General features: G+C 71.8%; 17 protein-coding genes and 1 tRNA gene. 11 read left to right on the top strand and 7 right to left on the bottom strand.

Going from position 1 to position 14,271, the window contains the following annotated elements; translation table 11 throughout:
- Positions 1–203: 203 nt before the first annotated feature.
- Both EIZ62_RS16590 and EIZ62_RS16585 read left to right on the top strand, forming a co-directional pair.
- Positions 204–701 (top strand): hypothetical protein, encoded by a 498-nt coding sequence (locus EIZ62_RS16590; protein ID WP_156693445.1) that lies wholly within the window; start codon positions 204–206, stop codon positions 699–701.
- The gene (locus tag EIZ62_RS16585; protein ID WP_156693444.1) at positions 698–1,015 is read left to right on the top strand and encodes a transcriptional regulator; all 318 of its coding nucleotides are present in this window, start codon (positions 698–700) and stop codon (positions 1,013–1,015) included. Before EIZ62_RS16590 ends, EIZ62_RS16585 begins: the two co-directional genes overlap by 4 nt.
- 12 nt (positions 1,016–1,027) lie before the next feature.
- Here EIZ62_RS16585 and EIZ62_RS16580 read toward each other — a convergent pair whose 3' ends face one another.
- Positions 1,028–1,246, bottom strand: coding sequence for a hypothetical protein (locus tag EIZ62_RS16580; RefSeq protein ID WP_156693443.1), 219 nt, complete (start codon positions 1,244–1,246; stop codon positions 1,028–1,030).
- A 255-nt stretch (positions 1,247–1,501) separates the two neighbouring features.
- Between EIZ62_RS16580 and EIZ62_RS16575 the strand changes: the two genes are divergently transcribed.
- Complete coding sequence (locus EIZ62_RS16575; RefSeq protein WP_156693442.1) at positions 1,502–1,888, top strand: VOC family protein; 387 nt, start codon at positions 1,502–1,504, stop codon at positions 1,886–1,888.
- Between the two features lie 266 nt (positions 1,889–2,154).
- On the top strand, positions 2,155–2,472 hold the full coding sequence (cutA, locus tag EIZ62_RS16570; protein WP_156693441.1) for a divalent-cation tolerance protein CutA: 318 nt from the start codon (positions 2,155–2,157) through the stop codon (positions 2,470–2,472).
- Here cutA and EIZ62_RS16565 read toward each other — a convergent pair.
- A complete protein-coding gene (locus EIZ62_RS16565; RefSeq protein WP_156693440.1) occupies positions 2,469–3,746 on the bottom strand; it encodes a helix-turn-helix domain-containing protein in 1,278 nt (425 codons plus the stop codon). The genes cutA and EIZ62_RS16565 overlap by 4 nt on opposite strands.
- A 503-nt stretch (positions 3,747–4,249) precedes the next feature.
- On the opposite strand from EIZ62_RS16565, the gene EIZ62_RS32750 reads away from it, so the two are divergent.
- Genes EIZ62_RS32750 through EIZ62_RS16550 form a run of 4 tightly spaced genes read left to right on the top strand, consistent with a single transcriptional unit; the run spans position 4,250 to position 7,310 of the window.
- A complete protein-coding gene (locus tag EIZ62_RS32750; protein WP_280117746.1) occupies positions 4,250–4,381 on the top strand; it encodes a hypothetical protein in 132 nt (43 codons plus the stop codon).
- 19 nt (positions 4,382–4,400) lie between these two features.
- Positions 4,401–5,585, top strand: a complete 1,185-nt coding sequence (locus EIZ62_RS16560; protein ID WP_156693439.1) for a JmjC domain-containing protein — start codon at positions 4,401–4,403, stop codon at positions 5,583–5,585.
- The gene (locus tag EIZ62_RS16555; RefSeq protein ID WP_156693438.1) at positions 5,582–6,475 is read left to right on the top strand and encodes an aldo/keto reductase; all 894 of its coding nucleotides are present in this window, start codon (positions 5,582–5,584) and stop codon (positions 6,473–6,475) included. Before EIZ62_RS16560 ends, EIZ62_RS16555 begins: the two co-directional genes overlap by 4 nt.
- Positions 6,456–7,310, top strand: a complete 855-nt coding sequence (locus tag EIZ62_RS16550) for a hypothetical protein (RefSeq protein ID WP_156693437.1) — start codon at positions 6,456–6,458, stop codon at positions 7,308–7,310. The genes EIZ62_RS16555 and EIZ62_RS16550 overlap by 20 nt, the downstream gene beginning before the upstream one ends.
- Positions 7,311–7,430: 120 nt before the next feature.
- Here EIZ62_RS16550 and EIZ62_RS16545 read toward each other — a convergent pair.
- The 3 genes from EIZ62_RS16545 to EIZ62_RS16535 all read right to left on the bottom strand — a co-directional run bounded on the left by EIZ62_RS16545 (position 7,431) and on the right by EIZ62_RS16535 (position 9,314).
- Positions 7,431–7,517 (bottom strand) — tRNA-Ser (locus tag EIZ62_RS16545).
- Between the two features lie 67 nt (positions 7,518–7,584).
- Positions 7,585–7,809 (bottom strand): hypothetical protein, encoded by a 225-nt coding sequence (locus tag EIZ62_RS16540; protein WP_156693436.1) that lies wholly within the window; start codon positions 7,807–7,809, stop codon positions 7,585–7,587.
- A 65-nt stretch (positions 7,810–7,874) separates the two neighbouring features.
- On the bottom strand, positions 7,875–9,314 hold the full coding sequence (locus tag EIZ62_RS16535; RefSeq protein ID WP_156693435.1) for a S1C family serine protease: 1,440 nt from the start codon (positions 9,312–9,314) through the stop codon (positions 7,875–7,877).
- A 194-nt stretch (positions 9,315–9,508) separates the two neighbouring features.
- On the opposite strand from EIZ62_RS16535, the gene EIZ62_RS16530 reads away from it, so the two are divergent.
- The 3 genes from EIZ62_RS16530 to EIZ62_RS16520 all read left to right on the top strand — a co-directional run bounded on the left by EIZ62_RS16530 (position 9,509) and on the right by EIZ62_RS16520 (position 12,171).
- Positions 9,509–10,309 carry a glycerophosphodiester phosphodiesterase gene (locus EIZ62_RS16530; RefSeq protein ID WP_156693434.1) on the top strand — a complete coding sequence of 267 codons (801 nt, stop codon included), beginning with the start codon at positions 9,509–9,511 and terminating at the stop codon, positions 10,307–10,309.
- A 53-nt stretch (positions 10,310–10,362) separates the two neighbouring features.
- Complete coding sequence (locus tag EIZ62_RS16525) at positions 10,363–10,986, top strand: ATP-binding protein (protein WP_156693433.1); 624 nt, start codon at positions 10,363–10,365, stop codon at positions 10,984–10,986.
- A gap of 210 nt (positions 10,987–11,196) precedes the next feature.
- A complete protein-coding gene (locus tag EIZ62_RS16520) occupies positions 11,197–12,171 on the top strand; it encodes a DUF5926 family protein (RefSeq protein ID WP_156693432.1) in 975 nt (324 codons plus the stop codon).
- A 222-nt stretch (positions 12,172–12,393) separates the two neighbouring features.
- On the opposite strand, the gene EIZ62_RS16515 is transcribed toward EIZ62_RS16520, so the two are convergent.
- Complete coding sequence (locus EIZ62_RS16515; RefSeq protein ID WP_156693431.1) at positions 12,394–12,975, bottom strand: hypothetical protein; 582 nt, start codon at positions 12,973–12,975, stop codon at positions 12,394–12,396.
- Between the two features lie 199 nt (positions 12,976–13,174).
- A complete protein-coding gene (locus tag EIZ62_RS16510) occupies positions 13,175–13,858 on the bottom strand; it encodes a bifunctional DNA primase/polymerase (RefSeq protein ID WP_156693430.1) in 684 nt (227 codons plus the stop codon).
- Between the last annotated feature and the right edge of the window lie 413 nt (positions 13,859–14,271).

Below are 14,271 nucleotides of genomic sequence, written 5' to 3'. Positions count from 1 at the left end.
TGCCGGATCTTGTGCCACCGGTTGCAGTACTCCCGCGGGAACCAACGACGGTTCTGACGGAGCGGCCGGTGACACGACTTGCACAGGACGGTACGGCCCTGACTCGCGAAATCCCCCATGCGGCGACTGTAGCGGCAACGCCACTTTCCGCTCCGGAAAAACAACACTTGCCACACCGGAAACTCAGCACTACTGTTTCCGTCATGGAAACCAACGGGGAAGCCCTTCGTCCGACCGCCCAGCAGGCCCTCGCCGCACTGGCCGAGACCGAACAGATCAGAGCGTCCACCACCGCCCTGTCCGCCACGCCCTGGCCGCGCTGGTTCACCGCCACGCTCGCGCTCTACACCGCGGCCGTACCGCCGGTCTACGGCGGCACCCTCGCCGAGTCCGAGTGGCTGCTGCCCAAGGCGGCCTGGGGCGTCATCCTGATCGCGATGACGGCGGCCTACGGCGCACTGTTCGCGGTGGCCGCGGCCAACTGGCGCAAGAAGACCGGTGTGGCCCTGCGCTTCGACGTCCTGCCCAAGCGCGTCACGCTGCCCCTCGCCGTCGGACTGCCCGCCGTCCTGCTGGGCTCGGCCTTCGTCTTCCGCGCCACCGGTGAGCCGCTGTGGCTGTTCGCCGCCTCCGTCACGGGCGCGGCGGTGACGCTCGCCTTCCACCTCGTCTTCGTCCGCCTGCACCGGAAGACCGCATGAGCGCCTCCCCCGCCGACCCCATGGACGGCTTCGACACCACCATCCACGCCCCCAACCGCCTGCGGATCTGCGCCCTCCTCGACACCGCCGAGGAAGCCGAGTTCGCCACGCTGCAACGGGAACTGGGCGTCTCCGCCTCAGTCCTGAGCAAACACGTCACGGTCCTGGTGGACGCCGGCTACGTCGAACAGCGCAAGGCGGTACGCGACACCCGCCAGCGCGTCTGGCTGCGCCTGACCCGCCCCGGCCGCGACGCCTACCACGCCCACCTCGCGGCCCTCCGCGCCATCGTCGGCCCTCAGGGCACGCCCTAGATCCGGCAGACCCTAGATCCCGAGGCCCAGCAGGGCGACCTCCAGCGGCAGGGGCTGGCGGGTGGGCAGCGCGGGCGGCTCCTGGCCACGTCCGGTGTGCGTCGCCGGCACGGCCCGCAGGGCGCCCACCCCGTCGGCGGCCCAGCCCGCGCCCGTCGACGGCAGCGAGAGCGTCATGCGCCGGCCGTCGGCCAGGGTGGTCTCCAGCTTCGTCGCGTCGTTCGTCTGCACGGCAGCCCCTTCCGTAGACCTCGAACAGTAGGACGCCCGGCCGGGCCGTCAGGTTCCCCACCGCCGCAGCCACGCACCCTCAACCGACTTGCGCCACAGGGCAGATGGGACCGCCCAAGCCCCGAGCCGCACCCCCTGCCCCTTCCCTCCCGCCGCGGTCGCACCGCCTCGGCCGGCGTGGCCGACCGGTGTCCGGCAAGGTGACGTACGAAGATCGTCACTCACCACCCCGCCACGCGACTGGGAGGTCCTGACATGGCCAGCAAGTTCACCGAGCTTGCGATCGACTGCGCCGATCCGGAGGGTCTCGCCCGGTTCTGGTGCTCGGTCCTCGACTACGAGGTACGCGACAAGACCGACGAGGTCGTCACCATCGGCTCCCCCCAGGTGCCCGAGGGCAGGGACCGCCCGGGACCGGTACCCCCGACCCTCACGTTCGCACGCGTCACCGAGGGCAAGACCCGCAAGAACCGGCTCCACCTCGACGTCAACCCGACCGACCGGGAACAGGACGAGGAGGTCCGCCGCCTGCTCGCCCTGGGCGCCCGCCGCACCGACGTCGGCCAGGGCGACGTGAGCTGGGTCGTACTCGCCGACCCGGAGGGCAACGAGTTCTGCGTCCTCGCCGCCCGCCACCCCTGACCGGCCGAACGGCAGGTCTTTCCCCGGGCGGGAACGGCCCCTGACCCGTGCGTACGGGTCAGGGGCCGTTCATCTGGCGGTGGGTGTGGGATCTGAACCCACGGGGACTCGCGCACCACGGTTTCCAAGAGGTGTTTCGGCAGGCACGTTGGGGGTGCCTGACGTGCTCGTTCCCCACCCTCAGGACCCCGCGGGGCACCCGGCGGTCCACACCTGGTCCACTGGCCCCATATGGGCGCGACGCCTGGGGCGAGTACGTTGCCCCCATGGCTGACTTCCTGATCGTCATCACGACCGTGGACAACCAGGACGCCGCGCGGAAGCTGTCGCGCTCGGCGGTGGAAGCGAGCCTAGCCGCTTCCGGGCAGGTGACCGGACCCATCGAGACGACGTACCGGCACCTCGGCGAGGTTTCCGAGGGCACCGAGTACCAGGTGACGTTCCGTACGACCGGTGGCCGTCGCGAGGCACTGGAGAAGCACCTGGTGGACAACCACCCCTACGACTCGCCAGAGGTCATCGCGTTCACCATCGACGCCGGCCGCGCCGAGTACCTGGACTGGATCACCCGGGCAACCCGCTAGCCCTTCGCGCGCTCCAGTAGCGCGCCGACCGGGGCGAGGGACCGGTGGGGCTCCAACCGTTTGACCATCAGACGGGCCCGCGCCATCGGTCTGATCGACGCAAGTCCTTCGGAGAGGTCGAACACCCGGGCTGTGATCGCGGTCGAGTGCTCGACCTCCCCCGCGTCCAGGTACGCCGATGCCAGCCATGACAGGTACAGCGCCTTGTCCCGAGCCCGGGTGTCGTCGTACCGGGCCAAAGCGTCTTCCAAGGCTGGGATGGCCCGTAGCGGTCGGTGCAGCTCTGCCCAACAGCGCCCCGTCATGATGGCGATCTCGTCGGCATCGACCCAGTACGCCCAGTCCGGGCCTGGCTCGTCGCTGTGTTCGTGGAGGGCCTCTTCAGCAACGCCCAGGGCGTAGTCGGCCTCCCGGTCGTTCCCTGAAGTCGCGTGCTGCCACGCCAGCCGGTCTGCCAGCAGTGCCCGCACCACGGGTGCCGTCCCCGAGCCAAGGGCCTCGTATGCGGCCGTGGCGAATGTGACCCCAGAGCCACCGCCCACCGTCCACTCCAGGTACGCCAGGAACGCCAGCGAGTTGCCTTCCAGCGCGGTGTCCTCTGCGGCCCGCGACGCGGCTAAGGCCGTCATGTAGTGCCCACGGGCATCCTGGTAGTTACCCGCGTCGTAGGCCGCCCAGCCCGCAAGCTGGGCCTGTTCAGCGATGATTCCACGCAGGCCCCGACCTGTCGCCTCGCTGTAGACCCCTTCGTCCGCCAGCCGGATCGTGTCATCCAGCTCCCGGACATACACGTGGTACGAGTCCCCGCCGCCCACGAAGTCGTCCAAGCGTCGGAGTCGGGCGGTGCGCTGGCTCAACTGCCTCGGGACGTCTGCCCCGATCCTCCTCCCCGACGAAAGCAGGGAAGAGGGCTGTATGACGGCGATCCCCGCGCCGGCTGAAGCCGTAAGGAATCCACGGCGGTCGAACACATCGTTCTCCTGATCGGTCTGGTGCTTCTTCTCCTGACGCCGCAGACGCCGGGCGAGGGTGACGGTCCGCCGCAATTCCTCCTCCGGCACACCGAACTCGGCCGACAGCAGCGCCCGTGAAGCCGGGTCCGGAAGACGCTCGTGGGTCTCCCACCGCGACACCGCACCCTGCTCCAGCGGGTACCCCCGACGCGCGGAGAGATCAGCCGCCAGTTCCTCCTGTGTGCGCCCGCTGGCCATTCGCAGGCGGCGCAACAGCAGTCCGATCGGTTCCACGCCATCGTCCTCGTTCGTGGTCGTCATCGCCATCCTCGGCCGTCCACAGAGCCCGGAGCCCAGCCTGGCCATAAAACCTGGCCATGTTCCCGGAATGGCCATGCCTTCTGGCCCATCCGTCCAAACGTCGACGGCAGTTGACTGGTCACAGCCGCCCGGAAAGGCCTCCCACTCGCTGGAGTGCAGTGCCCGCCCGAGACCTAGGAGAGGCGCAGTATCCACCAATAGCCGTAATCGTCAGCGTCAGACCCGGGCCGGACCCGAAGGCCCGTGCCGTCATGCAGAACGCCGTCGTCGTCCGGCCGGAGGGCGGTGGGGTGGAGTGGGTGGTCGAGGGCCCCTCCGGTCTGGAACGCGGCTGACTGAACGCGTCCCATGGGGCTGGCGTCAGCAGCTCGCCGCCTCCTGTACGTCATCACCGTCAGCGTCCTGGTGGTCACCCAGCCGTAGCCGGAGACCCCGGGAACTGACCCACAGATTTCCCGCCAGGGCCCTGGCGGGATCCATCGAGATCAGGAAGGAGTACAGGGATGAACGAGAACGCTCCCACCGAGGAGACCAGCGGCCTGCTGATCGGTGTCCGCCGCATCGCCGCGGCCCGCTCGCGTGCCGAGGAAGCCTCGGACAACACGGGCGGCCGGTCGGACATGAACGACAGCTGATCGACCTAGGAGACCCACGGTGATTGATTCCGCATCGTGGGCCGAGCGTCTGGGCGGGGACACGTTCCTCGCCCAGACCTGCTTCCAGGCCCACAAAGTGATCCGCTCCAATGGCAACGCCCAGCCCTCGCTGCTGGCCTGGGACGACCTCAACGAGATCGTGGCCGCTCACCGACTCGAACCGCCCCGGATGCGGCTTTCCCGTGCCGGGCAAGTGGTCCCCGCGCCCGCGTACTCGGTCCTCCGCACGAACCGTCGTGGGGTGTCCTGGCACCAACCGCAGCCTGCCGAGTTCCACGCCCGGCTTGCCGAGGGCGCGTCCCTGGTCATCGACGCGATCGACCAGATCCACCCGCCCGTCCGGGAAGCCGCGGTCGGTCTCGAACGGTTCTTCCGCACCCCCGTGCAGGTCAACGCGTACGCCTCGTGGACCGCCGAGGAAGGCTTCGGCACCCACTGGGACGACCACGACGTGGTGGTGCTCCAGCTCGAAGGTTCCAAGCGGTGGAAGATCTACGGTCCCACTCGGCAGGCCCCCGCCTGGCGCGACGTGGAAGCACCCGAGGCCCCGGCGGGGGACCCGCTCGCGGACATCGTCCTGATGCCCGGCGACCTGCTCTATCTCCCACGCGGTTGGTGGCACGCAGTGAGTGCCGATCAGGGCACCGCCTCTCTCCACCTCACCTTTGGGCTCGCCACGCAGACCGGCTCCGAGTTCCTGGGCTGGCTGTGTGACGACCTCCGGGCGAGCGTGACCGTCCGGGCGGACGTCCCGCGCTTCGGCACCCCCGAGCTGCGGGCGGACTACTTGGCTGCCGTACGGAAGGACGTACTGGCTGCCCTGGACGAACCTGCGGTTCTGGACCGCTGGGAGGCGTCCCTGGACGTGACGCACCCCGGACGCCCGCGCCTGTCGCTGCCCCACCTCACCGCTGTTCCCGCCGAACCGGGCATCACCGTCCAGGCCACGGTGCCCTGTGCTCGGATCGACCAGGACGACCAGGCCGTCACCTTCGCCGGAGCGGGGAACGGGTGGACCTTCGCCCTCCCCGTCGCTCCGGTTCTCCGCCTCCTCGCCGATGGACCGCCGGCCACCCTCGCAGACCTGGCCGCCGAGTCCGGTCTCACCGTCGTCCAGGTGGCGGAGGTCGTCTCCGCGCTGGTTGCCGGTCAGGCCGTCGCCGTGCTCGGGGGCTCCTCGTGACCGCTTCCCTGGGGCTCGGGACGTACCGGGTTCGTGCCGTCGAAGAGGCAGCCCGCACCGCGTGCGCCGACGGGCTCGTGTGGATCGACACCGCCCCGAACTACGGCAGTGCCCACCAGGCGCTCGGCCCCGTGATTGCCGACCACCCGCGCGCCATGGTGGCGACGAAGACAGGCTTCTTCACCCCGGAGGAAGGCGCGGCTGCTCTGCGGGCCGGCCTTCTCACCGCCTCCCAGGTTCGGGCCGGACACAGCCTCGCCCCCGCCTTCGTCCGCTGGCAGACGGAACGGTCTCTGGCCGCTCTCGGCCGGATCGACCTCGTGTTCGTCCACAACCCGGAGCACGCCGACCTCCGTCCCGCGGAGCTTCATCCGGCGCTTCGTGAGGTGTTCGCGGTCCTGGAGGAGTTCGCCTGCGGGGGCAGGGTCGGCGGGTACGGCGTGGCCACCTGGTCAGGGTTCCTGCATGACGCCTTCTCCGTGCCCGAACTCCTGGGCCTGGCCATCGAGGCCGCTGGTTCGGGTGAACATCACCTGCGGGCCGTCCAACAGCCGGTCAGCCTCGTCATGGCAAGGCCGATCGCCCTCGCCCTCGATGGCCGGGGTCCCCTCGTCCTGGCTCGTGCGGTTGGCCTGATCACCTTCGGATCCTCTCCTCTGCACGGTGGAGAACTGCCTCGCCTCATCACGCCTGAACTCGCAGAGCTCATCCGCCCCGGGGCGTCGCCGGGCACCGCCGGTCTCCTCGCCGCGGCCTCGTGCCCGAGCCTGGACGTGGTACTGCTGTCTGCTGGCACCGCCGCTCATTGGGCTGCTGCGAAGGCCACCCTCGCCGCCTCGCTCGATCCGGGACACCTCAGGAAGGTCACCGATGTACTCGCCCAAGGATGAGACCACCAGGGCACGTATGGAGGACGCCCTGGCCCACGCCGCTGCTCGCCTGTCCACCACCACGACGGGGGCTCCGGCGTGGGGCTGGCTGGGCCGCACCATCGGCAGCCGCACCGAGGGCGGCCACTGGCTCCGCGTCCACTGCGGCGAGACTGCCAAGACCCCCGCAACCCGGAACGAGGGAATCGCGCTCGCCGAGGAACGGGTGTCCGACAAGGTGTCCCGACCGCACCTCCACGACCTGTACCGCTGGGGCGGCGGGGAGTACGTCTTCGAGGCGGAGCTGATCGACTACGTCGCCCAGCCCGTCATCTCCCCGGAGACGCCCGACCTCACCGAGGACCCGGGCCTGCCGGACTCCTGGTGGGCAACGCTGCGGGAGAGCCTGGACGCCCTCGGCACCGCCCAACCGCCCCGCGAGACCATCCGCCAGTCCTGGGCCGACCGAGTCTTCCCTGAGCTCCTGGGGATCCCCGCCCCGGCCATCACCGAACGCGTCACCGGGCACGCCGATCTCCAGTGGGCCAACCTCACCCACGACCCCCTCGTCATCCTGGACTGGGAGCGCTGGGGCGCCGTCCCCGTCGGCTACGACCCGGCGATGCTCTACGTGAACAGCCTCCGCGTCCCCGCAGTCGCCGACCGCATCCGTGCCGAGTTCGCCCACGTCCTCGACACCCCCGCCGGCCGGATCGGCGAACAGATCGCCCTTGCCGAGATGCTCCAGGCTGTGGGCCGAGGCTGGTACGTCGAGCTGGCCCCACACCTCCTCAACCGCGCCGAAGTGCTGACGGGGATCCGCCCGACACTGTGTGCAAGGCCCGAGGCCAAGTAGTTACGGCCCCAGGAAGTCCCTGAGCCACGGGCGGGTCAAGGGTGAGACAGGACCTCATGACGAAGGGGTGCCCCTGGTCGGGACACCCCTTCTGATCAGAACATCGTGTCTGACCTGCTGCGGTGGGTGTGGGATTTGAACCCACGGTGACATCGCTGCCACGACGGTTTTCAAGACCGTTCCCTTAGGCCGCTCGGGCAACCCACCCACGCCCGGCGGCGCCTGCCGCGGGGTGGGCTACAGCGTACCGGGTGGGGGGAGGGTGGCGGGTGGGTCAGGGGGGTGACTCGGCCCAGACCGCGGGGCCGCCGCCCTGCCAGTGGATGAGGCGGGTCGTGGCCACCTCGTCCGGGCCGAGTTCCAGGCCCACGGTGCTGAGCAGGTCGACCAGGTCGGCGACGCTGTGGGCCAGGCCCAGGGTGGTGCCGTCGGTGTGGACGCTGCGGCCGCCGGAGAGGTTCGGCGGGGCGACGGTCACGGGTGGCGGGTCTGCGGTCATGGACCCACTGTGGGCCCGTACCCGCGCCCCGGCACTCCGGGAGGCGGGTACGGGTGACGCGTGCGTCAGCTGTCGCCCTGGCGCTGGCCGAGGGTGACCTCGACCGTCGACTGCTTGCCGCCGCGCTCGTAGGTGAGCGTGACCTTGTCGCCCGGCTGGTGCGTCCAGATCTCGCTGATCAGCGTCGGGCCGCTGTCGATCGTCCGGTCGCCGAACTTGGTGATCACGTCGCCCGCCTTGAGGCCCGCCTTCGCGGCGGGGCCGTTCGGGGTGACCGCCGGGCTGCCGTCCTCCCCCTGGGGGGCGATCCGGGCGCCCTCGCCCTCCTCGGCCATGTTCACCGTGGCGCCGATCACCGGGTAGACCGGCTTGCCCGTCTTGATGAGCTGGTCGGCGACGCTCCGGGCCTGGTTGATCGGGATGGCGAAGCCGAGACCGATGGAGCCCGCCTGCGTCTGGCCGAGCCCGCCGCTGCCCGCCGACTGGATGGCGGAGTTGATGCCGATCACCGCACCGCGGGCGTCGAGGAGCGGGCCACCGGAGTTGCCCGGGTTGATCGAGGCGTCGGTCTGCAGGGCGCTCATGTACGAGTTGCCGCCGGAGCCGGTGGCGTCGCCGGACGCGACCGGGCGGTTCTTGGCGCTGATGATGCCCGTCGTGACCGTGTTGGACAGGCCGAACGGCGCGCCGATCGCGATCGTCGAGTCGCCGACGGCCACCTGCTCGGAGTTGCCGAGGGCGAGCGGGGTGAGGCCCGAGGGGGCGTTCTTGAGCTTCAGTACGGCGACGTCGTAGCCCTGCGCCCGGCCGACGACCTCGGCGTCGTACTTCTTGCCGTTGGAGAAGGTGGCGGACAGGGTGCCGCCCTCCGCCGCGGAGGCGACCACGTGGTTGTTGGTGAGGATGTGGCCCTCCTTGTCGTAGACGAAGCCGGTGCCCGTGCCGCCCTCGCCCTCGGCGCCGCCCGAGCCGCCGGCCTTGGCCTCGATGGTGACGACGCTCGGCAGGGCCTTGTTCGCCACCGCGGCGACCGTGCCCGGCTCCCGCTTGAAGGAGGCCGGCGCCTCGCCGGCGGCGACGGTCGTGGAGCTGTTGGCGCCGTCGTTGCGCTCGGCCGCCCAGTAGCCGATGCCGCCGCCGACGCCGCCGGCGACCAGCGCGGCGACCAGGACGGCGGCGACCAGCCCGCCGGAACGTTTCCGTGACGGTCCGGCGGCGGCCGGCGGCTGCGGGGCGCCCCAGGCGGGCGGGGGCGGCGGGGGCGGCCAGCCCGTGCCGGGCGGGACCGGGGGCGTGTGGTGCGGCATGACCTCCGGGGCGTGCGCCGGAGGGTGCGGCGCGCCCTCGGGGGTCTGCGCCGGGGGGTGCGGTGGCGAGGTGCGGGACGGTTCCGGCGATGCCGCAGGTCCCGTCGCACGGGCCCCCTCCGCCGGCGCGGACGAGGGCGGCGCGGGAGGTGTGGACGGGGCGGACGGCACCGCGTTGCCCTCGTTCTCAGTGCTCACAGCTCGTTCTCCTCGGGTTCCACGTCGTCTGTGTCGTCTTTCGGCAGGTCCGCAGTGCAGGTGTCTGCGGTCAGCTTTTCCCACCGCCCGTCAGGCCACTGTAAGCCGGACCTGTGCGTCTGCGGACCATCCTTTATTTCCGGCAAATCAGACGCCTGTCGAAGAGGGCCGAACAGCGGTGGCACCATGTCGCGGTGACCCACGCACGCGAGCACACGATCCAGGTCGTCGCCCACCGGGGCGCCTCCGAGGACGCGCCCGAGCACACCCTGGCCGCGTACATGAAAGCGATCGAGGACGGTGCCGACGCCCTCGAGTGCGACGTACGGCTCACCGCCGACGGCCACCTCGTCTGCGTCCACGACCGCCGCGTCAACCGCACCTCCAACGGTCGCGGCGCCGTCTCCACGCTGGAGCTGGCCGATCTGGCCGCGCTGGACTTCGGCGCCTGGAAGGACCCGAACGAGAGCCCGGACTGGGGCGACCCGCAGTACACCTCCGTCCTGACCCTGGAACGGCTGCTCGCGCTCGTGGCCGACGCCGGCCGGCGCATCGAGCTGGCCATCGAGACCAAGCACCCCACCCGCTGGGCCGGCCAGGTCGAGGCGCGGCTGGTGGAGCTGCTGGAGCGGTACGGGCTGGCCCGGCCGCGCACCGGCACCACCACTCCCGTACGGATCATGAGCTTCTCCGCCCGCTCGCTGCACCGGGTCGCCGCGGCCGCGCCGGCCGTGCCGACCGTGTACCTGATGCAGTGGCTCACCCCGCGCGTGCGCGACGGGCGCCTGCCCGCAGGGTCCCGGATCGCCGGGCCCTCCATCCGGATCGTCCGCAACCACCCCGGCTACGTCGACCGCCTGCGCCAAGCGGGCCACCGTGTCCACGTCTGGACGGTGAACGAGCCGCAGGACGTCGAGCTGTGCGCCCGGCTCGGCGTGGAGGCGATCATCACCAACCGCCCCAAACAGGTTCTGACCCAACTGGGCCGCCTGTAACTCCCGTTACGGGGAGTGCCCCGGCGCGTTCACCGTGTGATCGCCCGGGCCGAGTGCCCCACCGCACGGCGATTGGCCGGTTTCCGGTCCAGTCCATTGGGGCATCCACTCCGTGGCGTGGGGCAAAGGAGGTCTCGGGGGTGGCGTTGGTGGTGGCACAGGAGGTGCCCACGTCGTCGAGCATGGCCGTACCCCATGGCCCTGCGGGCGTGGGTGAGGCGCGGCGTCGCATGCGGGAGCAGCTCCGCCGCGGCGGTGTGGCCGAATCGGTCGTCGACGACGCCGTACTCGTCCTGTCCGAACTGCTCAGCAATTCCTGCCGGCACGGCAGACCGCTGGGCCGGGGCGTGGAGGTCGGCGACGGTGACGTCCGGGCCGCCTGGCGCGTGGACGAGCGGGGCGCGCTGACCGTCGAGGTGACGGACGGCGGTGGCCCGACCCGCCCGGTTCCGTCCACGCCCTCGGTGACCGCGCGCGGCGGCCGGGGGCTGAACATCATCAGCGCGCTGGCCCAGGACTGGGGCGTTCGCGACAGCGCGTGCGGCGAGGTGACGGTGTGGGTGGTCCTCACGGGAGGCCACCGGCGCGACGACTTCGCTACGCGCGTCACCGCTCCCGGCTTCGACTTCCTGGACGTGTACGGGACGTACGACGCGTGCGACGTCTACGACGCGTAGGCGACGGGGGCGCGCGGGGCGCGTAGGCCGCACGCAGGGCCGCGGGGCCGCGCAGGACGCTGGGCGCGTACGAGCGCGGCGGCCGGCGCGGGCGACCGTCACGGGCCGGACGGCGTGTGACGGCGTCCGGCGGCGTCAGGGGTCTTCGGGCGGCTAGGCTCGCGGCCGACAACAGCAGTGCCGCACCGCCGTTACGGGAGAAGTCGAACCATGGGCAAGAAGCGTCCCCAGACCAGGGCCGGGAAGCCGCAGGCGCAAGCGCAGGACCGCGAGATCCCGGTCGTCGGGGCCCGCGAGCCCTGCCCGTGCGGGTCGGGCCGCCGCTACAAGGCCTGTCACGGCCGGGCGGCCGCGCACGCGGTGACCGAGCTGGTCCAGCGGCCCTTCGAGGGGCTGGCCGGCGAGGGCGACTGGGTCGCCCTGCGCGAACTGGTCCCCGCCGCGACCGCACCGCTCCACCTCAAGGGCGGCCTGCCCGAGGGCGTGCCCTCCGTGACGCTGGCGACGGTCCTGCCGATGGCCTGGCCCGCGCTGCGCCGCGACGACGGTTCGGTGCTGCTCGCGCTCCAGAACGACACCTCCTCCGGCGACCTGAGCCGGGACCTCGCGGACACCCTCCAGCGGGCGCTGGTGGCCGAGCCGGGTACGCCGGTGGGCGGCCAGCGGGTGCCGGCGGACGGGCCGCGGCTCCAGGACCTGCTGGACGCGGACGCGGGCTTCGAGCCGGTCGTCCACTCGGGCTTCGAGTTCTGGGTGCCGGACTCCGAGAAGAGCGCGTCGCCGGAGGTGGCCGCATCCCTGGAGCGGGCGAACGCCGCCGCGATCCCGACTGTCAAGCTGCCCGGCGTGGACGCCGCGTACTGGTGCGAGACGCCGGAGAAGAACCACCTGCGGTGGGTCATGCCGCACCCCGAGGAGCAGTTGCTGGACGCGCTGGCCCGGCTGCACGCCGCCGGTGCGTCGTCGCTCGGCGAGGGGACGCGACTGGTCGGCTCCTTCCGGGCGCACGGCCTGATGGTGCCGGTGTGGGACCTGCCGACCGGGATGGGCGCGAAGGACTGCGAGCAGCCGGCCGCCGACTTCGCGGAGCGGCTCGCGGGCGCGCTGGCCGCCGACACCCCGCTGACGGCGGAGGAGCGGCGGGCCCGCGGCGGTCTCACCAACCGCCAGGTCACCCTTAGCTGAGGCGTTTAGCAGAGAGGGAAGTCGTCCACATCCCGACCGGTCGGTGACTTCCGCCACAACGACCCGTACCCGAGGGTAAATCCCTGTCCGAATAACTGAGATCGAATTTGCGAACAGCCGATCTCTTGTTACGGTGCTTGAAGCCCGGTCGCTGGTGCATCCCCCGTCGCCAGCGACCGGGCCCTTCCATTTCCGCGGAATGAGATGTTCCGCTTCAGCGGCTCAACTGGCCGCGGGGTCGGGTGAGTTGCTCCCCGATCGCAGCAACAGCGCGCTTTCCCCGCTCTCCGCGAACTCCGCCACCGCCGTGTATTCGGCGGAAGTGCCGCGGGACGGCTCCCTGGGCGTCTCGCACACGCCCGGCTCGTCCTCCGCCCGTACGTCGCAATGCGCTTGTACGGTGCGCCCGCCGGGGCCCATCAAGGTGAGTACGGCGACGAGTTCTCCGCCCGTCGCATTGCGGTAGTAGGTGCGCGCCCAGGTGTCCCGGTCCTCGGTCAGGACGCACGTCTGTGCCTCCACGCCGTCCGGCGACGCCACCTCGGGCCCGCAGCTCGCCCGGCTCGGGCGGGCGGGCGGCCGCGTTGGGGCGGGAGGGGCGGAGGGGGCGGAGGCCGGGGAGTCGATTCCGGCCAGAAGTGCCGCCGCCGTTCCCGGGCCCGCGCCCGGGCCCGTACCCGGAGCCGCGTCCGTGGCCGGACCCGCCGGGGCCTCCGGGTCGCCGGCCGGGCCGGCGGATGCGGCGAGCGGCAGCAGCGCGGTGAGCACCACGACGGCCCCGAGCCCGGTCACACGGAGATTCATGGGGAGCCCACCTGCCCAACTGGCCGGGACGCTTGACGCTGGCCGGGATGCTTGACGGTGGGGCGACGATATCGGCGGCGCGCGGCCGATCCGGGAGCCGTGCGCCCGATTCCCGTACAACTCGGCCCCGCTCACACCCGTACGAGTGACGTACGAGGGGCGGCGGGGCCGGGGAACCGCCCGGGGGCGGCGCACCGCGTCAGTACCGCAGGCGGCTGCCGCCGTCCGGGGCGCTCGTGCTGGCCTCGACCAGCGCGTCCACGACCGCCTCCACGTCCGGCAGCCACGGCGCCGCCGACCCGGCGAGGGGCGCGCGTTCCCAGCGGACCTGTCCCGTCCCGGTGTCCGACGGCGGCAGCACCAGGTAGCCGCCCTCGCCGTGGAAGCGCAGCGAGCTGGGCACCCAGTCCTTGACGTACAGCAGCTCGCCGAGCTGTTCGAGGGTGTACGGGGCCACCAGCAGGGACCAGCGGGTGGGCGTCGCCACCACCGGGCCGAGCCGCATCTCCGTCCGGTCCAGCACCGCCAGGGCCCGGGCCGCGGCGACGGCGGGCAGGCTCACCGCGCACGGCGCGCGGCCTCCGGTGGCGAGCACCACCGGGGCGTCGGGGCGGTTGGTCCACCACCAGCGCACCATGCGTTCGTCGGTGGAGGCCGCGAGCAGGCCGGGGTCGAAGGGGTGTGCGCCGGGTACGACGCACTCGGGGTCGGGACAGGCACAGCCGCGTTCCCGGTCGCCGGGGCGGCCGGCCGCCGTCAGCCCCACGCCGGGGAGCACGGGCCACCGCCACTCGGTGGCGCACAGGAGCGCCGCATCCAGGTGGGCGGGCCTCCTCTTGCGCCGGAACCGGAGCCTGCGTCGCCTTCCGAGGATCTCGCGCATGAGCGCTCGTTCCTTTCCGTTGAACGCCGAGGTCATCCACATCACAACAGGGTGTGCGTCACTTCACTGTGCGTACGGTCCGGTGCGTCGCCGCCCCGTGCCGGTGGGCGCGGGCCGTCCGTCCGGCCATTGAACGCGTGGCGAGGGGTGGCGCGCCCCTGGCGCGCACTGGCTGTCCCGCTGGTCCCGCTGTTCTCTTTCCCCGCCACTCGGGGATGGGGTGGGGCCTTCCATGGTGGGGACGCCGGGGCTCCCCGCCGGGTTCCCGGCTCTCCCCAACTGCCCCTGGCCGACACCGATTACGTACCCGGCCCACTCGGAACGACGCCCCTCCGCACCGCGCCTGCCGACGCCGCCCGGGGGAGGTGCTCCTTTTCGAACGGGGCTCAGTCGACCGCAAATCCTGTCCATAG

The sequence above is a fragment of the Streptomyces ficellus genome (assembly GCF_009739905.1).
GTDB lineage: Bacteria > Actinomycetota > Actinomycetes > Streptomycetales > Streptomycetaceae > Streptomyces > Streptomyces ficellus_A.
The sequence above is the reverse complement of the archived record's forward strand: the minus strand, read 5'-3'. Positions and strand labels throughout refer to the sequence as shown.

Excerpts from the sequence above, each read along its gene's own strand:
- EIZ62_RS16590 (WP_156693445.1), top strand. The coding sequence starts at position 204 with ATGGAAACCAACGGGGAAGCCCTTCGTCCGACCGCCCAGCAGGCCCTC.
- EIZ62_RS16585 (WP_156693444.1), top strand. The coding sequence starts at position 698 with ATGAGCGCCTCCCCCGCCGACCCCATGGACGGCTTCGACACCACCATC.
- EIZ62_RS16575 (WP_156693442.1), top strand. The coding sequence starts at position 1,502 with ATGGCCAGCAAGTTCACCGAGCTTGCGATCGACTGCGCCGATCCGGAG.
- cutA (WP_156693441.1), top strand. The coding sequence starts at position 2,155 with ATGGCTGACTTCCTGATCGTCATCACGACCGTGGACAACCAGGACGCC.
- EIZ62_RS16565 (WP_156693440.1), bottom strand. The coding sequence starts at position 3,746 with ATGACGACCACGAACGAGGACGATGGCGTGGAACCGATCGGACTGCTG.
- EIZ62_RS32750 (WP_280117746.1), top strand. The coding sequence starts at position 4,250 with ATGAACGAGAACGCTCCCACCGAGGAGACCAGCGGCCTGCTGATCGGT.
- EIZ62_RS16550 (WP_156693437.1), top strand. The coding sequence starts at position 6,456 with ATGTACTCGCCCAAGGATGAGACCACCAGGGCACGTATGGAGGACGCC.
- EIZ62_RS16540 (WP_156693436.1), bottom strand. The coding sequence starts at position 7,809 with ATGACCGCAGACCCGCCACCCGTGACCGTCGCCCCGCCGAACCTCTCC.
- EIZ62_RS16520 (WP_156693432.1), top strand. The coding sequence starts at position 11,197 with ATGGGCAAGAAGCGTCCCCAGACCAGGGCCGGGAAGCCGCAGGCGCAA.
- EIZ62_RS16515 (WP_156693431.1), bottom strand. The coding sequence starts at position 12,975 with ATGAATCTCCGTGTGACCGGGCTCGGGGCCGTCGTGGTGCTCACCGCG.
- EIZ62_RS16510 (WP_156693430.1), bottom strand. The coding sequence starts at position 13,858 with ATGCGCGAGATCCTCGGAAGGCGACGCAGGCTCCGGTTCCGGCGCAAG.